14 protein-coding genes and 2 tRNA genes are annotated in these 16,692 nt (G+C 74.8%); 4 read left to right on the top strand and 12 right to left on the bottom strand.

Annotation, left to right across the window (positions count from 1 at the left end; genetic code table 11):
• The 3 genes from murA to leuC all read right to left on the bottom strand — a co-directional run bounded on the left by murA (position 1) and on the right by leuC (position 3,693).
• Positions 1-1,317 (bottom strand): UDP-N-acetylglucosamine 1-carboxyvinyltransferase, encoded by a 1,317-nt coding sequence (murA, locus tag BM048_RS10055; RefSeq protein ID WP_090032848.1) that lies wholly within the window; start codon positions 1,315-1,317, stop codon positions 1-3.
• A gap of 172 nt (positions 1,318-1,489) precedes the next feature.
• The gene (gene leuD, locus BM048_RS10050) at positions 1,490-2,155 is read right to left on the bottom strand and encodes a 3-isopropylmalate dehydratase small subunit (RefSeq protein WP_090032846.1); all 666 of its coding nucleotides are present in this window, start codon (positions 2,153-2,155) and stop codon (positions 1,490-1,492) included.
• Between the two features lie 59 nt (positions 2,156-2,214).
• Positions 2,215-3,693 carry a 3-isopropylmalate dehydratase large subunit gene (gene leuC, locus BM048_RS10045; RefSeq protein WP_090032845.1) on the bottom strand — a complete coding sequence of 493 codons (1,479 nt, stop codon included), beginning with the start codon at positions 3,691-3,693 and terminating at the stop codon, positions 2,215-2,217.
• A 117-nt stretch (positions 3,694-3,810) separates the two neighbouring features.
• Between leuC and BM048_RS10040 the strand changes: the two genes are divergently transcribed.
• A complete protein-coding gene (locus tag BM048_RS10040) occupies positions 3,811-4,530 on the top strand; it encodes an IclR family transcriptional regulator (RefSeq protein ID WP_090032844.1) in 720 nt (239 codons plus the stop codon).
• 283 nt (positions 4,531-4,813) lie between these two features.
• On the opposite strand, the gene BM048_RS10035 is transcribed toward BM048_RS10040, so the two are convergent.
• From BM048_RS10035 to BM048_RS09995, 8 genes are all read right to left on the bottom strand, one after another.
• Positions 4,814-4,886 (bottom strand) — tRNA-Glu (locus tag BM048_RS10035).
• A gap of 121 nt (positions 4,887-5,007) precedes the next feature.
• Positions 5,008-5,079, bottom strand: a tRNA-Gln gene (locus BM048_RS10030).
• A 265-nt stretch (positions 5,080-5,344) separates the two neighbouring features.
• Entirely contained in the window at positions 5,345-6,148 is an 804-nt protein-coding gene (locus BM048_RS10020) for an HAD family hydrolase (protein ID WP_239078584.1), read from the bottom strand.
• Positions 6,145-7,665 (bottom strand): glutamate--tRNA ligase, encoded by a 1,521-nt coding sequence (gene gltX / locus BM048_RS10015; RefSeq protein ID WP_090032841.1) that lies wholly within the window; start codon positions 7,663-7,665, stop codon positions 6,145-6,147. Before gltX ends, BM048_RS10020 begins: the two co-directional genes overlap by 4 nt.
• Positions 7,662-8,099 carry a ribonuclease HI gene (rnhA, locus tag BM048_RS10010; RefSeq protein ID WP_090032976.1) on the bottom strand — a complete coding sequence of 146 codons (438 nt, stop codon included), beginning with the start codon at positions 8,097-8,099 and terminating at the stop codon, positions 7,662-7,664. Before rnhA ends, gltX begins: the two co-directional genes overlap by 4 nt.
• Positions 8,100-8,175: 76 nt before the next feature.
• Complete coding sequence (locus BM048_RS10005) at positions 8,176-8,967, bottom strand: fumarylacetoacetate hydrolase family protein (protein ID WP_090032840.1); 792 nt, start codon at positions 8,965-8,967, stop codon at positions 8,176-8,178.
• Between the two features lie 46 nt (positions 8,968-9,013).
• On the bottom strand, positions 9,014-9,781 hold the full coding sequence (locus BM048_RS10000; RefSeq protein WP_090032838.1) for a deoxyribonuclease IV: 768 nt from the start codon (positions 9,779-9,781) through the stop codon (positions 9,014-9,016).
• A 64-nt stretch (positions 9,782-9,845) separates the two neighbouring features.
• On the bottom strand, positions 9,846-10,655 hold the full coding sequence (locus BM048_RS09995) for a methyltransferase domain-containing protein (protein WP_239078595.1): 810 nt from the start codon (positions 10,653-10,655) through the stop codon (positions 9,846-9,848).
• Between the two features lie 226 nt (positions 10,656-10,881).
• Between BM048_RS09995 and BM048_RS09990 the strand changes: the two genes are divergently transcribed.
• Complete coding sequence (locus BM048_RS09990) at positions 10,882-11,949, top strand: heparan-alpha-glucosaminide N-acetyltransferase domain-containing protein (protein ID WP_239078585.1); 1,068 nt, start codon at positions 10,882-10,884, stop codon at positions 11,947-11,949.
• Positions 11,946-12,833, top strand: a complete 888-nt coding sequence (locus BM048_RS09985; RefSeq protein WP_373308380.1) for a 3-methyladenine DNA glycosylase — start codon at positions 11,946-11,948, stop codon at positions 12,831-12,833. The genes BM048_RS09990 and BM048_RS09985 overlap by 4 nt, the downstream gene beginning before the upstream one ends.
• 13 nt (positions 12,834-12,846) lie before the next feature.
• Here BM048_RS09985 and BM048_RS09980 read toward each other — a convergent pair whose 3' ends face one another.
• The gene (locus BM048_RS09980) at positions 12,847-13,767 is read right to left on the bottom strand and encodes an oxygenase MpaB family protein (protein WP_090032836.1); all 921 of its coding nucleotides are present in this window, start codon (positions 13,765-13,767) and stop codon (positions 12,847-12,849) included.
• Between the two features lie 151 nt (positions 13,768-13,918).
• On the opposite strand from BM048_RS09980, the gene BM048_RS09975 reads away from it, so the two are divergent.
• Complete coding sequence (locus tag BM048_RS09975) at positions 13,919-16,525, top strand: DEAD/DEAH box helicase (RefSeq protein WP_090032970.1); 2,607 nt, start codon at positions 13,919-13,921, stop codon at positions 16,523-16,525.
• The last annotated feature ends 167 nt before the right edge of the window (positions 16,526-16,692 follow it).

Below are 16,692 nucleotides of genomic sequence, written 5' to 3'. Positions count from 1 at the left end.
TCAGTCGCGGCTGATGTCCGCGCCGAGCGCCAGCAGCTTGTCGCCGAAGTGCTCGTAGCCCCGGTCGATGAGGCTGATGCCGCGCACGGCCGACGTACCCTTGGCCGCCAGCGCCGCGATGAGGTGGCTGAACCCGCCGCGCAGGTCGGGCACCTCGATGTCGGCGGCGGCCAGCGGCGTCGGCCCCGAGATGACGGCGGAGTGGTAGAAGTTCCGCTGCCCGAACCGGCACGGCCGCCCGCCCAGGCACTCCTTGTAGACCTGGATCGTCGCGCCCATCCCGCGCAGCGCGTCGACGAAGCCGAACCGGTTCTCGTACACCGTCTCGTGGACGATGGACAGGCCGGTCGCCTGCGTGAGCGCCACCACGAGCGGCTGCTGCCAGTCCGTCATGAATCCCGGGTGGACGTCGGTCTCCAGCGTGATCGACCGCAGGTCCCCGCCCGGGTGGTAGAAGCGGATGCCCTCGTCGTCGATGGCGAACTCCCCGCCCACCTTGCGGAAGGTGTTGAGGAACGTCGTCATCTCCGGCTGGGTGGCGCCGCGGACGTAGATGTCACCGCCCGTGGCGAGCGCGGCCGAGGCCCACGACGCGGCCTCGATCCGGTCGGACAGCGACGTGTGCTGGTACCCGACGAGGCGGTCGACGCCCTCGATCCGGATGACCCGGTCGGTCGCGACCGAGATGATCGCGCCCATCTTCTGCAGGACGTTGATGAGGTCCATGATCTCGGGCTCGATGGCCGCGTTGGACAGCTCGGTGATGCCCTCGGCGCGGACGGCCGTCAGCAGGAGCTGCTCCGTGGCGCCGACGCTCGGGTAGGGCAGGGCGATCTTCGTGCCCTGCAGGCGCTGCGGGGCCGTGATGCGGATGCCGTTCTCCCGCTTGTCCACCACCGCGCCGAACTGCCGCAGGATGTCCAGGTGGTAGTTGATCGGCCGGTCGCCGATCCGGCAGCCGCCCAGGTCGGGGATGAACGCCTCCCCCAGGCGGTGCAGCAGCGGTCCGCAGAAGAGGATGGGAATGCGGCTGGAGCCCGCGTGCGCGTCGATGTCCGCGACGTGCGCGGACTCCACGTCCGTGGGGTCGAGGTGCAGGGTGCCGGCGGCCTCGTCGGCCTCCACCCGCACGCCGTGCAGCTGCAGGAGCCCGGTGACGACCGCGACGTCGCGGATCTGCGGGACGTTGCGCAACACGCTGGGCGTCTCGCCCAGCAGCGCCGCGACCATGGCCTTCGAGACGAAGTTCTTCGCGCCGCGGACGGTGATCTCGCCCGACAGCGGGTTGCCCCCGGCGACGTACAGCAGGTCGGTCATGGCACCCATGGTCCCCCACCGGAGCGGTCGCGACCGCCGTCCGCCCCTCCGGCGCGTCGCGCCCGCCCAGAACCTTCACACCCCGCGCACGGCCCGGTCCGACCGGGGCGTGCACGGGGTGCGAGGAGATGCTGCGGAACGCCCGTCCGCCCGGGACGAGCGCGGCCGCGAGTCAGAGGGTGCGCGTGGCGCCCAGGCCGACGACGACGGGGCGCGCCGCCTCGATCTCGACCTTCGGCAGGTGCTTGGCGGGCAGCGTCAGCGGCCGCCACGCCTCGCGGGTCGCCTCGAACGCGGTGATCTCCGCCTCGTGCTGGAGGGTCAGGCCGATGTCGTCCAGGCCCTCCATCAGGCGCCAGCGCGTGTAGTCGTCGACGCCGAACGGGACCGTGACGTCGTCGCAGTGCACCTGCTTGGCCGCGAGGTCGACGGTCACCTCGGTGCCCGGGTTCGCCTCGAGCACCTTCCACAGCAGCTCGACGTCCTCCTGCGCGACCTGGCCGGCGAGCAGGCCCTGCTTGCCGGAGTTGCCGCGGAAGATGTCGGCGAAGCGGGAGGACAGGACGACGCGGAAGCCGTAGTCCTTGAGCGCCCACACGGCGTGCTCGCGGGAGGAGCCCGTGCCGAAGTCGGGCCCGGCGACGAGCACCGACCCGGCCGTGTAGGCCGGCTGGTTGAGGACGAAGGCCGGGTCGGACCGCCACGCCGAGAACAGCGCGTCCTCGAACCCGGTGCGCGTCACCCGCTTGAGGTAGACGGCCGGGATGATCTGGTCGGTGTCGACGTTGCTGCGGCGCAGCGGGACGCCGACCCCGGTGTGGGTGGTGAACTTCTCCATGACGGTGCTCCTGGACGACGAGGGGGGCGACGAGGGGGTCTGCCGGGCGCGGCCGGCGCTCAGACCTGGACCGGGACGGCGGGGTCGAGCGGGCGCAGCGGGGAGCCGTCGTAGTCGGCGGGGTCCGCGTCGGCCAGGCCGAGGTCCGCCACCGACGACAGCGTCCCGCGGATGGCGGTCGCGGCCGCCACGAGCGGCGAGACGAGGTGCGTGCGTCCGCCCTTGCCCTGCCGGCCCTCGAAGTTGCGGTTGGACGTCGAGGCCGCCCGCTCCCCCGGCGTGAGCTGGTCCGGGTTCATGCCCAGGCACATGGAGCAGCCGGCGTTGCGCCACTCCGCCCCGAACTCCTTGAACACGACGTCCAGGCCCTCGGCCTCGGCCTGGAGCCGCACCCGGGCGGACGCGGGCACGACGAGCACCCGCACGCCCTCGGCCTTCTCGCGGCCCCGCAGCACCTTGGCCACGGAGCGCAGGTCCTCGATGCGGCCGTTCGTGCACGAGCCGATGAAGACGGTGTCGACGCCGATCTCGCGCAGCGGCTGGCCGGGCGTCAGGCCCATGTACTCGATGGCCCGCTCGGCGGCGACCCGCTCGTTCTCGTCGGCGATCTCCTCGGGGACGGGAACGGCGCCGGACAGCGGCAGGCCCTGGCCGGGGTTCGTGCCCCAGGTGACGAAGGGCTCGAGGTCGGAGGCTCGGAGCACGACCTCGGCGTCGAAGACCGCGTCCTCGTCCGTGTGCAGCGTCTGCCAGTACTCCACCGCGGCGTCCCAGTCGGCGCCCTCGGGGGCGTGCGGGCGGCCCTGGAGGTAGTCGAAGGTCGTCCGGTCCGGCGCGATCATCCCGGCGCGGGCACCGGCCTCGATCGACATGTTGCAGATCGTCATGCGCGCCTCCATGGACAGCGCGCGGATGGCCTCGCCGCGGTACTCCAGGACGTAGCCCTGGCCGCCGCCGGTCCCGATCTTGGCGATGATCGCCAGGATGATGTCCTTGCTCGTGGTGCCCGGGGGCAGGGCGCCGTCGACGGTGATCGCCATGGTCTTGAACGGCGCCAGCGGGAGCGTCTGCGTGGCGAGCACGTGCTCCACCTCGGACGTGCCGATGCCGAACGCGAGCGCCCCGAAGGCGCCGTGCGTGGAGGTGTGGGAGTCGCCGCACACGACCGTCAGGCCGGGCATGGTGAGGCCCAGCTGCGGACCCACCTGGTGGACGATGCCCTGGTCGGCGTCGCCGAGGGAGTGGATGCGCACGCCGAACTCGCGCGCGTTGGCGCGCAGCGTCTCGATCTGGGTCCGGCTGGTGGCGTCCGCGATGGGCCGGTCGATGTCGAGCGTCGGGGTGTTGTGGTCCTCCGTCGCGATCGTGAGGTCGGGACGGCGGACCGGCCGGCCGGCCAGGCGCAGGCCCTCGAACGCCTGCGGGCTGGTCACCTCGTGCACCAGGTGCAGGTCGATGTAGAGGAGGTCGGGGGCCCCGTCGGTGCCACGGCGCACGACGTGCGCGTCCCAGACCTTCTCCGCGAGCGTGCGGCCCATGTGCTGCGTCCTGTTCTCTCGACGATCGTCGTTGGGCGCGCCACCTGCGACGGCGTCGCGCTCACTCCTCCGGGGCCGGAACTTGCGTCTCGTCATCCGAGACGCCAATATCGCCCTATGGACAACTCTAGCGGAGTCGGCGTGCTGGACAAGGCCGCGTCCGTCCTCAGCGCCCTCGAGGCCGGCCCGGCCACCCTGGCACAGCTCGTGACGGCCACCCATCTGGCACGTCCCACCGCCCACCGGCTCGCCGTCGCGCTGGAGCACCACCGCCTCGTCGCCCGCGACATGCAGGGCCGCTTCGTCCTCGGGCCCCGGCTCTCGGAGCTCGCGACGGCCGCCGGCGAGGACCGGCTCCTGGCCGCCGCGGGTCCGGTGCTGACGGCGCTGCGCGACCACACCGGCGAGAGCGCCCAGCTCTACCGCCGCCAGGGCGACCTGCGCATCTGCGTCGCGGCCGCCGAGCGTCCCGTCGGGCTGCGCGACTCCATCCCGGTGGGCGCGACGCTGACGATGCACGCCGGCTCCGCGGCCCAGATCCTCCTGGCCTGGGAGGAGCCGGACCGGCTCCACCGCGGCCTGCAGGGCGCGAAGTTCACGGCGACGATCCTGTCCGGGGTGCGCCGCCGCGGGTGGGCGCAGTCGGTGTCCGAGCGCGAGGTCGGGGTGGCGTCGGTCTCGGCGCCGGTCCGCGGCCCGTCCGGGCGCGTCGTCGCCGCCGTCTCGGTCTCGGGCCCGCTGGAGCGCCTGTCCCGCCAGCCGGGTCGCCTCCACGCGGCGGCCGTCGTCTCGGCCGCCAACCGCCTCACGGAGGTCCTCCGCCGCTCGGGCGACTGACCCGAGCCGCCGCCGCCCCGCCGGGACGCCGCCCCTCGCCGGGCCTGCACCTTGCGTGCCACGGCTCGGGGCCGACCGGCCACCCCCGCCCCTTCGCCGAGGGGCCCGTTCCGGACGCGCAGGCCTCGTCACGGGCGTCTCGAAGCGGCATCTCGGCGGGGGAGGTGCGGGCGGCGGCCAGGGCGCCGCCGCCGGCTGCTCCAACCCGGCTGTCGGGGCCGTGGGTGCTGCCCGGAGACATACGCAAGAGGCCCGGTCACCTGTGGTGACCGGGCCTCTGACGTACCCCCGACCGGATTCGAACCGGCGCTACCGCCGTGAGAGGGCGGCGTGCTAGGCCGCTACACAACGGGGGCCTAGGCGTTGCTGTCCGTCTCCGGACCGCGTTGCCGAGTGAGAACTGTACCCGATCCGGAGCAGTGCTCCGAACCGGCCGGCCGTACTCGCGCCGGCACCGACGGGCGGACCCGTCGGCAGCTGGGGTACCAGGACTCGAACCTAGACTAAGTGAACCAGAATCACTCGTGCTGCCAATTACACCATACCCCAAGGAACGTCAAGCCCTGGTCCGACCACCTGGGGTCTCCCCCTGCTGGCCGCACCGGCTGGCGCGCCGGCCGAGAACATTACCGGAGCAGCAGGGGTGCTCCAAACCGTGCCCGCCCGTGCCTCTCGCCGTGCCCGACCCCGTGCCCGACCCCGTGCCCAACCCCGTGCCCGACCCCGTGCCCAACCCCGTGCTCGACCCCGTGCCTCGCGCCGCCATGGGAGCCACCCCAGGGCGCGGCAGCGGACGCGCAGGGACCGGCCCGCGTCACCCACCGCCCAGCAGCGCGCCCAGCTCCGTCAGCGACCGGACCACGTGCGCGCCCTGCTCCCGCACGGCGTCGGGGTCCTCGTGCGCGGGCCCGCCCCGCCGCTCGCCGGGCCGGTCGAGCCACACCCCGACGAGGCCGGCCGCCACCGCGGCCAGCGCGTCGACGTCCGCCTCGTCGCCCACGTAGAGCGTGCGCGCGGGCGCCGTGCCCAGGCGTCGGCACCCCTCGTGGAAGACGCGCGGGTCCGGCTTGCCGACGCCGAGGGTGTCCAGCGTGACGAGGACGTCCACCTCCCCCAGGCCGCACCGCGCGAGCTTGCGGGTCTGCAGCGCGGCGTCCGCGTTGGTGACGGCGCCGGAGGGCAGACCCGCCGCCCGGAGGGTCGCCAGCAGCGGCACGGCGTCGGCGTGCGCCGACCACGCGTCCTCGAAGGTGGACCAGAAGACCTCCACCCAGGCGGCGTACCCGGTGTCCCCGAGTCGCGCTCCCCCGAACGCGGCCTGCAGGCCCTCGGCGCGACGCCGCCGCTGGGTGTCGGCGTCGGTCTCGCCGCGCGTGTACGCCCGGTAGTGCCCCTCGGGGTCGGCGCGCCACAGGGCGAGCGCGGCGGCCCGCCCGTCGGCGTCCAGGTGCGGCAGCCATTGCCGGCAGACCGCGTCGACGGCGGCGGCGAAGGCCGACCGTGTGTCGACGAGCGTGTCGTCGACGTCGAGCAGCACCCCGTCCACCTGCCCGACGAGGGCGCCGGCCGGCACGCCCGCGCCCGCGCCCGTGCCCCTGCCCGTGCCCGCAGCCGTCACAACGTCGCGCGCAGGCGCTCCAGGCGCGCGAGCGTCGAGGCGCGGCCGAGCAGCTCCATCGACTCGAACAGCGGCGGGGAGACGCGGCGCCCGGTGACGGCGACCCGCAGCGGCGTGTACGCGAACCGCGGCTTCACCCCGAGCCCGTCGACGAGCGCGGCCTGCAGCGCCTCCTGGGTGGCGGCCGTCGTGAACCCGTCCTCGGGCAGGGCGCGCAGGGCGGACAGCGCGGCGTCGAGCACCTGCGGCGCCTCGTCGCGCAGGGCGCCGCGCGCGTCCTCGGCCACCTCCACGGCGTCGTCGGCCACGAAGAGGAAGCCCAGCATGCCCACGGCCTCGCCGAGCAGGGTCATGCGCTCCTGGACCAGCGGCGCCGCCGCGGTCAGCAGGTCGCGGTGCTCGGCGGCCAGGTCCGCGAACGACGCAGCCGGTACCAGGCCCGCCGCGTGCAGGTACGGCACCAGCCGGTCGCGGAACGTCTCCGCCGGCAGCAGCCGCACGTGCGCGGCGTTGATCGCCTCGGCCTTCTTGAGGTCGAACCGGGCCGGGTTGGGGTTGACGTCCGCCACGTCGAAGGCCGCGACCATCTCCTCCAAGGAGAACACGTCGCGGTCGGGGCCGATGGACCACCCGAGCAGCGCCAGGTAGTTGAGCAGGCCCTCGGGGGTGAAGCCCCGCTCCCGGTGCAGGAAGAGGTTCGACTCGGGGTCGCGCTTGGACAGCTTCCGGTTGCCCTCGCCCATGACGTAGGGCAGGTGCCCGAACACCGGCATCACCTCGGCGATGCCGAGGTCCAGCAGCGCCCGGTACAGCGCGACCTGGCGTGGCGTGGAGGACAGCAGGTCCTCGCCGCGCAGCACGTGCGTGATGCCCATGAGCGCGTCGTCGACGGGGTTGACCAATGTGTACAGCGGCTGACCGCCGGCCCGGACGATGACGTAGTCGGGGACCGACCCCGCCTTGAAGGTGATCTCGCCGCGGACGACGTCGGTGAAGCTCACGTCGGCGTCGGGCATCCGCAGGCGCAGCACCGGGGCGCGCCCCTCGGCGCGGAAGGCTGCGACCTGGTCCTCGGTCAGGGTGCGGTCGTAGCCGTCGTAGCCCAGCTTCGGGTCGCGGCCGGCGGCCCGGTGACGGGCCTCGATCTCCTCCGGCGTGGACCAGGACTCGTAGGCGTAGCCGCCCTCGAGCAGGCGCCGCGCGACGTCGGCGTACAGGTCCATGCGCTGCGACTGGCGGTACGGCTCGTGCGGGCCGCCCACCTCCACGCCCTCGTCCCAGTCCAGGCCGAGCCACCGCAGCGCGTCGAGGAGCTGGTGGTAGCTCTCCTCCGAGTCGCGCGCGGCGTCGGTGTCCTCCACGCGGAAGACGAAGGTGCCGCCGACGTGCCGGGCGAAGGCCCAGTTGAACAGCGCCGTGCGGATGAGGCCGACGTGCGGCGTCCCCGTGGGCGAGGGGCAGAAGCGGACACGCACGGGTGCGGCGGGTGCGGGAGAGGTGCTGGACACCCGCGTCAGCGTAGTGCGGGCTTCGCGCGCACCTCGTCGACGCCGCGGTTGGCCAGGGCGTCCGCCGCCTCGTTGCCCGGGTCACCCGCGTGGCCCTTCACCCAGCGCCACGTGATGCGGTGCCGCGCCGTCTCCGCGTCGAGCGCCTGCCACAGGTCCTGGTTCTTCACCGGCTTCTTGTCGGCGGTGCGCCAGGAGTTGCGCTTCCAGCCCGGCATCCACTTCTGCACGCCGTTCATGACGTAGGTGGAGTCCACGTGCAGCGTCACCGCGCAGGGCCGCGTCAGGGCCCGCAGGCCCTCGATGACCGCGGTGAGCTCCATGCGGTTGTTCGTCGTGACCGCCTCACCGCCGTACAGCTCGCGCTCGTGGCCGCCGGACCGCAGCAGCGCGCCCCACCCGCCCACGCCGGGGTTGCCCTTGCAGGCACCGTCGGTCCACATCTCCACGACGGCCGCGTCGGGCGCGACGACGCCGGTGGCGGCCACCGCCACCTCGGGCGCGCGGGCGCCGGGTGCCTCAGTCACGCCGCAGCACCGGGTTGCGCAGGACGCCGATGCCCTCGACCTCGCACTCGACGACGTCGCGATCGACGATCTCCCCCACGCCGGCCGGGGTGCCGGTGAGGACGACGTCACCCGGCAGGAGCGTGAACGCCTCCGAGATGTACGAGATGAGGAACGCCGTGTCGAACACCATGTCCGAGGTGCGGCCGTCCTGGCGCGTCTCCCCGTTGACGCGGCTGCGCACGGCGAGGTCCTCGACGTCGAGACCGGGCACGACCCAGGGACCCAGCGGGCACGCGGAGTCGAACCCCTTGGCGCGGGACCACTGCGACTCGGCCTTCTGCACGTCGCGGGCCGTCACGTCGTTGGCGACGGTGAAGCCGAAGACGTGGTCGAGCGCACGCTCGGGGCTGACGTCCTTGGTGACCTTGCCGATGACGACCGCGAGCTCGGCCTCGTAGGAGACCTCCCGGCTCCACGGCGGCAGGACGACGGGGTCGTCGGGGCCGACCACGGAGGTGTTCGGCTTGAAGAACAGCATCGGCGTCGTCGGCACCTCGTTGCCCATCTCGCGGGCGTGGTCGGCGTAGTTGCGGCCGACCGCGACGATCTTCGAGCGCGGGATCACCGGGGCCAGCAGGCGGACGGCGTCGTCGTCCAGCCGCACCCGCTCCCCGGTCTCCTGGATCGGCGTGTAGATGGGGTCGCCCGACAGCACGACGAGGTCGGCCGTGCCGGCCTCCACGTCCCCGTCGACGACCGCGTAGCGGGGGTCCCCCCCGGTGGTGAACCTGGCGATGCGCACGGCCGTCAGCCTAGGACGTCCGCGGTGCGTCCCTGCCCGCAGGCGCTCACGCCGCGAGCGCCGCGGTGAGGAACGCGATGTCCTCCGCCTGCCGCTCGGCCGGCGTCTCGACGACGACGTCGCACCCGGCCTCGCGGGCGACGTGGGCGATGAGCTCGGCCGGGATGGTCCCCGTGGCGAAGTTGGCGTGCCGGTCCCGGCTGGACCCGTGCGGGTCGCGCGAGCTGTTGGCGTGCACGAGGTCGATGCGCCCGGTGATGGCCACGACCCGCTCGACGAGCGTCTCCAGGTCCTCCCCCGCCGCCCACGCGTGGCACGTGTCGAGGCAGAACCCCACGCCGGAGCCGCCGATCGCGTCCCAGAGCATGGCGAGCCGGTCGAGGCCCCGCGCGCACGCGTTCTCCCCGCCCGCGGTGTTCTCCACCAGCACGGGCACGCCCCACGACGCCACCCCCCGCTCGACGGTCTTGCGCCAGTTGTCGACGCCGACGGCGATGTCGTCGCCCTCCCCCACGTGCCCGCCGTGCACGACGAGCCCGCGCGCGCCGAGGGCGGCCGCCACGGCGGCGTGCTGCGCGATCATCGTCCGGCTGGGGATCCGGACGCGGTTGTTCGTCGAGGCGACGTTGACCAGGTACGGGGCGTGCGCGTACACGCCGAGGCCCGAGGCCCGCAGGGCGTCGTCGCCCGGCCGCGGCACGGGCTTCTTCCAGCCCTGCGGGTCGGCGAGGAAGACCTGGACGGCGGCGGCCCCGACCTCCGCGGCGGCGGAGACGGGGTCGTCGTCACGGACGTGGGCACCGATGAGCGGCATGGGACGCAGGCTAACGAGCCCCACCGACACGCACCCGCGGCGGCCCGCACGGCGCGGCGCCGCCTCAGACGCGCGCCAGCACCTCGCCGTGCAGCACCGCGAACCAGCCGTCGCGCTCCTGCCCCCACTGCCGCCACCCGTCGGCGAGCAGCTCCAGGCCCACCTCGTCGGCGAGGCGGTACTCCAGGGCCTGCGCCGCGAAGTCGGACGCCACGCAGCGGTCCGCCCACAGGTCGGCCCACCAGGCGCGTTCCTGCGGCGTCGCGTAGCACCAGACGCCGGCGCTGGGCAGCACGCCGGCCGGGTCGAAGCCCGCGTCGAGCACCCAGGACAGGAGCTTGCGGCCGGCGTCGGCGTCGGCCTTGTTGGCCTCCGTGACCTCGTGGTACAGCGCCATCCACTCGTCGAGCCCGGGCGACGGCGGGTACCACGTCATGCCCGCGTAGTCCGCGTCCCGAACGGCGACGAGGCCGCCGGGCCGGGCGACCCGGCGCATCTCGCGCAGAGCCGCGACGGGGTCCGTGAGGTGCTGCAGCAGCTGGTGGGCGTGGACGACGTCGAAGGACGCGTCCGGGAACGGCAGGGCGTAGGCGTCGGCGACCTCGAAGCGGACGTTCTCGCGCCCCGCGTCCCGGGCGGCCTCGCGCGCGGCGGCGACGACGGCCTCGGCCGCGTCCACCCCCACGACCTCCGCGACCCGCCCGGCCAGGTCGATGCTCACCGAGCCCGGCCCGCAGCCGACGTCGAGGAGGCGGAGCCCCGGGGAGAGCGAGGGCAGGAGGTACGCCGCGGAGTTCTCGGCCGTCCGCCAGCGGTGCGAGCGCAGCACGCTCTCGTGGTGCCCGTGCGTGTACACGTCCGAGCGCGAGGGCAGGGGTGCGTGGGACGGCACGGGGGTCGACGAGGGGCTCGGCACGGGGCTCGGCACGACGGTGGTCACGCGGCAGGGTAGGCGCGGGCAGGGGGGACGTTTCAAGAATCGGGACATGGCATCCCGCATGCCGGGACCGGAACCGAGCTGACCCGGTTCCGCCGACGGCTGCCGACGACGGCGGTGACCGACCACCACGACGCACAGCCGCCGGTGCCTACAGTGCGACGTGCCCACCGCGCCCCCGTCCCGTCCCCGCCTCGTGGGCGTCGACCTCGCCCGCGGCGTGGCCGTGCTCGGCATGGTGACCGCGCACGTCGGTCCCGACGGCGACGGCCTGCTGCCGTGGGGGGACCTCCTGCAGCTCGCCGACGGCCGGTCCGCCGCCCTGTTCGTGGTGCTCGCCGGCCTGGGGCTGGCGCTGCTGTCCGGCGGCGACCGGCTGCCCGACGGCGTCGACCTGGTCCGGGCCCGGGTCCGGGTCCTCGTGCGGGCGGTGCTCCTCGTCGGCCTCGGGCAGCTCCTGGTGCTGCTCGGCACGCCCGTCGTCGTCATCCTCGGCACGTACGGGGCGCTGTTCGTCCTCGGGGCCGCCGCGCTCCGGCTGCCGCCGCCCGCCCTGCTCGCCGCGGCCGCGGGGACCGCGCTCGTGGGACCCCTGCTGCGCGAGGCGTTCTCCCCCCTGTCGACCGGCGGCGCGTCGCCGGCCACGCTGTGGGACGTCCTCGTCGGCCCCTACTACCCGGCGGTGACGTGGGCGGCGTACCTGCTCGTCGGGCTCGCGCTGGGTCGGACGGACCTGCGCGCGCCGGGAGCGCGGCGGCGGCTCGCCGTGGCCGGGCTGGTGCTCGTCGTCGTCGGGCACGGCGGGTCCTGGGTCGCGGAGCGGGTGCTCGGTCTGCCGACGGCGCTGGTGACGACCGAGCCGCACTCCTCGACGACCGCGGAGGTCGTCGGGAACACCGGCGCGGCCCTGCTCGTGCTGGCGGGCTGCCTCGTGGTCGCCGCACGGGCGCCGCGGCTCGTCGCCCCCGTGGTCGCCACCGGGGCGCTGTCGCTCACCGCCTACAGCGGGCACCTCGTCGTCATCGCGGCGCTCGGTCCGGACGCGGTCTGGGAGCCGACGACGGGCACCTGGCTCGCCCTGTCCCTCGGGGTGGTCGCCGCGTGCTGGGCATGGTGGGCGACCCTGGGGCGCGGCCCGCTCGAGACCGTCCTGCACCGGGTGTCGGTGCGTGCCGCAGACGTGCGCCCCCGGTCCGAGGCCCCCGCACGGCCGCCTACCCTGGGGCGGTGAGCGCCGCACCCGTCCGGACGGAGGTCGTGCTGGCCCCCGAGGAGTGGGCGGCGCGGACCGACGCGCACGCGACCCGGGCCGACGCCGCGACCGCCGGCCACCGCGCCCGTCGCGCCGCCGGCGGGGAGCGGCACCCGGTCGAGGACTTCCTCTACGAGTACTACCCGACGCGCCCGGCCCAGCTACGACGCTGGCACCCCGGCACCGGGACCGCCCTCGCCCCGGGCGCCGACGGCCCGGCACCGCAGGGCGCCTGGCGCTGGTACACGACGGACGCCGACGGGTCCGTCCGGCTCGACCGCGCGGCGTTCCTCGCCGACCGCGGCGAGGGCGTGCGCTTCGTCGCCGGACTGCTCGCCGCCACGGCCGCGCGGCCGGCCTTCACGGGGTGCTTCGGCCTGCACGAGTGGGCGATGGTGTACCGCGACGGCGGCCGCACCCGGCACCCGCTGCCGCTGCGGCTCGGCCCGGCGGGCACGGACGCGGTGGTCGAGGGCCACCGGGTCCGCTGCTCGCACGCCGACGCCTTCCGCTTCTTCACGCCGGCGGCGGTCCCGCGCAACGAGCTGCAGCCGACCCGCGAGCGCCAGGTCGCCCTCGAGCAGCCGGGCTGCCTGCACGCGGGCATGGACGTCTACCGCTGGGCGACGAAGCTCGGCCCGGCCGTGCCCGGGGAGCTGCTCCTGGACGCGTTCGACCTCGCGCGGGAGATCCGGGTGCTCGACATGCAGGCCTCGCCCTACGACGTCAGCGGCCTCGGGCTCCCGCCCGTCGCGATCGAGACGCCCGAGGGCAAGGTCGAGTACGTGCGGCGCCAGCGCGGGTTCGCGCAGCGGTCGGCCGAGCTGCGGCGGCGGCTGCTGGACGTGTGCGCCGCGCTCTAGGTGCACCCAGCCGTCAGGCGGCCGCGGCCCGCCGCTCGCGCTCGGCGACGAGCTCGCCCGGCACGTCCCCCTGCGCGGCCAGCAGCCAGCGGATCGCCCGCGTGCCGACGTGCCCCGCGGCCGTCGCGGCGGTCGTGGAGAGGCGACCCGGCGCCGCGACGTCCAGGTCCGCGAGCGCCCACGCCGGCAGCGAGCCGAGCGCGGCCCGCACGAGCAGGCCGTAGCCGGGCCGCACGACCCGCGGGATCGGTGGCTCGTGCAGCATGAACTGCGCCGCCTCCCGGGCCGCGACGGACGGCCCCAGCACGGGCCGGAACGCCGCGATCGCCTCCGCCACGCCCGCCACCGTCTCCGGCACGCGCGAGGCCCCGAGCGCGCGGGCGACGCGCGCCGCCTGGAAGACGTAGGCGTCGGCCTCGTCGTCGTCGAGCGGGGCGACGCCGTACTGCTGGTGGGTGCGCAGGAAGCTGTCCACCTCGGCCACGTGGACCCAGCGCAGGAGGTCGGGGTCGTCGGCGCGGTAGCGCGTGCCGTCGGGCGTGCGGCCGGCGATGCGGGTGTGGATGCGCCGCACCTGGTCCACCGCCGCCTGCGCGTCGTCCGCGGTGCCGAAGGTCGTGACGGCCAGGAAGGTGCTCGTGCGCGCCAGCCGTCCCCAGGGGTCGCCGCGGTAGCCCGAGTGGTCGGCGACGGCCGCCATGGCGGCCGGGTGCAGCGACTGCAGCAGCAGCGCGCGCAGCCCCCCGACGAACATCGACGCGTCGCCGTGCACGCGCTGGATCGGCGAGCCCGGCTCGAACCAGCGCGGTCCCGGGGTCGCGTGGATGCGGTGCCGGTTCTCCGCCCCGTCCGGGCCGGCGACGCGCACGAAGAGGGCCGTGCCGGCGCGCCGGCGCAGCTCGGCGGGGCTCGGCCACCTCGTGTCGGTGCTCATCGGGGACATCCTCGCCGGGGGCGCGGGTCCCGGCGACGCCCTCGACGGGCCGTCTCAGCACCGGCACAGCGCCGGCACCTGCGCACGCTCCTCCGTCGGCCTCGCCGCCGGCCCGCGCCGCCGTGTCGGTGCCGCCTGGGAGACTGGCCCCGTGACCGCCCTCGACGCCGCCGCGCCGCGCCCCGCCGCCGCCACCCGCACGCTGGCCGACCGCGTCCCCGCCGACCCGCACGACCCCGACGCCCTGTACGAGGCGTTCACGGGCTGGGCGCTGGACCGCGGCCTGACCCTGTACCCGCACCAGGAGGAGGCGCTCCTGGCGCTGGTCACGGGCGCGCACGTCGTCGTCAGCACGCCCACGGGCTCGGGCAAGTCCCTCATCGCCGCGGCCGCGCACTTCACGGCCTTCGCGCAGGGCCGGCGCACGGTCTACACCGCCCCGCTCAAGGCCCTCGTCTCCGAGAAGTTCTTCGACCTCGTGCACGCCTTCGGCGCCGCGAACGTCGGGATGATGACGGGCGACTCCGCCGTCAACGCCGACGCCCCCATCCTGTGCTGCACGGCCGAGATCCTCGCCAACGTCGCGCTGCGCGAGGGGGCCGCCAGCAGCGTCGGGCAGGTCGTCATGGACGAGTTCCACTTCTACGCCGACCCGCAGCGCGGCTGGGCCTGGCAGGTCCCGCTCGTCGAGCTGACGCGCACCCAGCACGTCCTGCTCTCGGCCACGCTCGGGGACGTGTCGTTCTTCGTCGACGACCTGCGGGCGCGCACCGGGCGCGACGTCGCGGTGGTCGCCGACGCCGAGCGCCCGGTCCCCCTGTCGTTCGCCTACGCCGTCGAGCCGCTGACCGAGCTGCTCGACGAGCTCGTCACCACCCACCGCTCCCCCGCCTACGTCGTGCACTTCACCCAGAAGGAGGCGGTGGAGCGCGCGCAGGCGCTGCTGTCGACCCCGCTGGCGTCACGCGAGCAGCGCGACCGCATCGCCGACGAGCTGGGCAGCTTCCGGTTCGGGCCCGGGTTCGGGCGGACGCTGTCCAAGCTGCTCCGCCACGGCGTCGGCGTGCACCACGCCGGGATGCTGCCGCGCTACCGCCGCGTCGTCGAGCGGCTGACGCAGCGCGGCCTGCTGCCGGTCGTCTGCGGCACGGACACCCTGGGCGTCGGCATCAACGTGCCGATCCGGACGGTCGTGCTGACCTCCCTCGTCAAGTACGACGGCGTGCGCATGCGGCACCTGTCCGCGCGGGAGTTCCACCAGATCGCGGGCCGCGCCGGCCGGGCGGGCTACGACGTGCTGGGCGAGGTGGTGGTCATGGCGCCGGACCACGTCATCGAGAACCGCAAGCTCCTGGCCAAGGCGGGCGACGAGCCGAAGAAGCTCAAGAAGATCGTCCGCAAGAAGGCCCCCGAGGGCCACGTCAACTGGACCGACAAGACGTTCGAGCGCCTGCGCGACGCGCCGCCCGAGCCCCTCACCTCCAGCTTCCACGTCACCCACGCGATGGTGCTCAACGTGCTCTCGCGCCCGGGCGACCCGGTGGCCGCCATGGCCCACCTCCTGCTGGACAACCACGAGCCGCCGTCGGCGCGCATGCGGCACGTGCGGCGGGCCGTCGACGTCTACCGGTCCCTCCGCGCGGCGGGCGTCGTCGAGCGCGTCTGGGTCGAGGACCCGGACGCGCCGAAGGGCCGCCGCAGGACGGTGCGGCTGACCCGGGAGGTGCCGGCGACCTTCGCGCTGAACCAGGCCCTGTCGCCGTTCGCCTACGCGGCGCTGGACCTGCTGGACCCCGAGGACCCCGGCTACGCGCACGACGTGGTCTCCGTCATCGAGGCCACGCTCGACGACCCGCGCCAGGTGCTCATGGCGCAGGAGAACCGGGCCCGCGGCGAGGCGGTGGCCGCCATGAAGGCCGAGGGCATCGAGTACGAGGAGCGCATGGCCCTGCTCGAGGGCGTCACCTGGCCCAAGCCCCTGGCCGAGCTCCTCGAGACGGCCTTCGCCACCTACCGCCGCACGAACCCGTGGGTGGCGGACCTCGCGCTGTCCCCCAAGTCGGTGGTCCGCGAGATGCACGAGCGGGCCATGACGTTCCCCGAGTACGTGTCGGCCTACACGCTGGACCGCACGGAGGGCGTCCTGCTGCGCTACCTGGCCGACGCCCTGCGCGCGCTGCGCCAGACCGTCCCGGCCGAGCGCCGCACCGAGGACCTGCACGAGCTGGTGGAGTGGCTGGGCGACGTCGTCCGGCGCACCGACTCGAGCCTGCTCGACGAGTGGGAGCGCCTGGCCAACCCCCTGGACGAGCCGGGCGCGGACGCCCCGGGCGGCACGGACGACGACGAGCCGGAGCCGCTGACGGCGAACCCCCGCGTGCTGCGCGCGCTCGTGCGCGGGGCCCTGTTCCGTCGCGTGGAGCTCCTCGCGCAGGAGCGGTACGCGGCCCTGGCGGCCCTGGGCGACCTCGACGAGGACGGCGCGCCGTGGGACGCCGACCGCTGGGCGGCCGCCCTCGACCCCTTCTACGACGAGCACGACGAGGTCCTCACCGGCCCCGCCGCCCGCGGCCCGGCCCTGTTCCAGGTGACGCCCGAGCGGGGTCCGGGCGGCGCCGAGGTGCGCTGGCGGGTCCGCCAGGTGCTCGACGACCCCGCCGGCGACCACGACTGGCGCATCGACGCCGTGGTCGACCTCGCGGCCACCGATGCCGCCGGCGAGGTCCGGCTGCAGGTCGTCGCGGTCGGACCGCTCTGACGTCGTCGCCCACCCGGCCTGTCGGTGCGTCCCGCTGGGCGCCGACGAGCCGCCCCGCTACCGCGTCAGCACGCCTCGAGCGGTAAGCGCTGCCCACCGAAGCCGACGAGAAGTCGGTTGCAACTTTCGCTGGACAACGGTTTCGACATCGTTTTCACTCAGAGGGT

This window comes from Cellulomonas marina (assembly GCF_900111925.1).
Lineage (GTDB): Bacteria > Actinomycetota > Actinomycetes > Actinomycetales > Cellulomonadaceae > Cellulomonas > Cellulomonas marina.
This window is presented reverse-complemented; position numbering and strand designations above follow the sequence as displayed.

Bases quoted from the DNA above. Each gene is read 5' to 3' on its own strand.
- murA (WP_090032848.1), bottom strand. From the start codon at position 1,317: ATGACCGACCTGCTGTACGTCGCCGGGGGCAACCCGCTGTCGGGCGAG.
- leuD (WP_090032846.1), bottom strand. From the start codon at position 2,155: ATGGAGAAGTTCACCACCCACACCGGGGTCGGCGTCCCGCTGCGCCGC.
- leuC (WP_090032845.1), bottom strand. From the start codon at position 3,693: ATGGGCCGCACGCTCGCGGAGAAGGTCTGGGACGCGCACGTCGTGCGC.
- BM048_RS10040 (WP_090032844.1), top strand. From the start codon at position 3,811: ATGGACAACTCTAGCGGAGTCGGCGTGCTGGACAAGGCCGCGTCCGTC.
- rnhA (WP_090032976.1), bottom strand. From the start codon at position 8,099: ATGTGGACCGACGGTGCCTGCAAGGGCAACCCCGGCGTGGGCGGGTGG.
- BM048_RS10000 (WP_090032838.1), bottom strand. From the start codon at position 9,781: ATGCCGCTCATCGGTGCCCACGTCCGTGACGACGACCCCGTCTCCGCC.
- BM048_RS09980 (WP_090032836.1), bottom strand. From the start codon at position 13,767: ATGAGCACCGACACGAGGTGGCCGAGCCCCGCCGAGCTGCGCCGGCGC.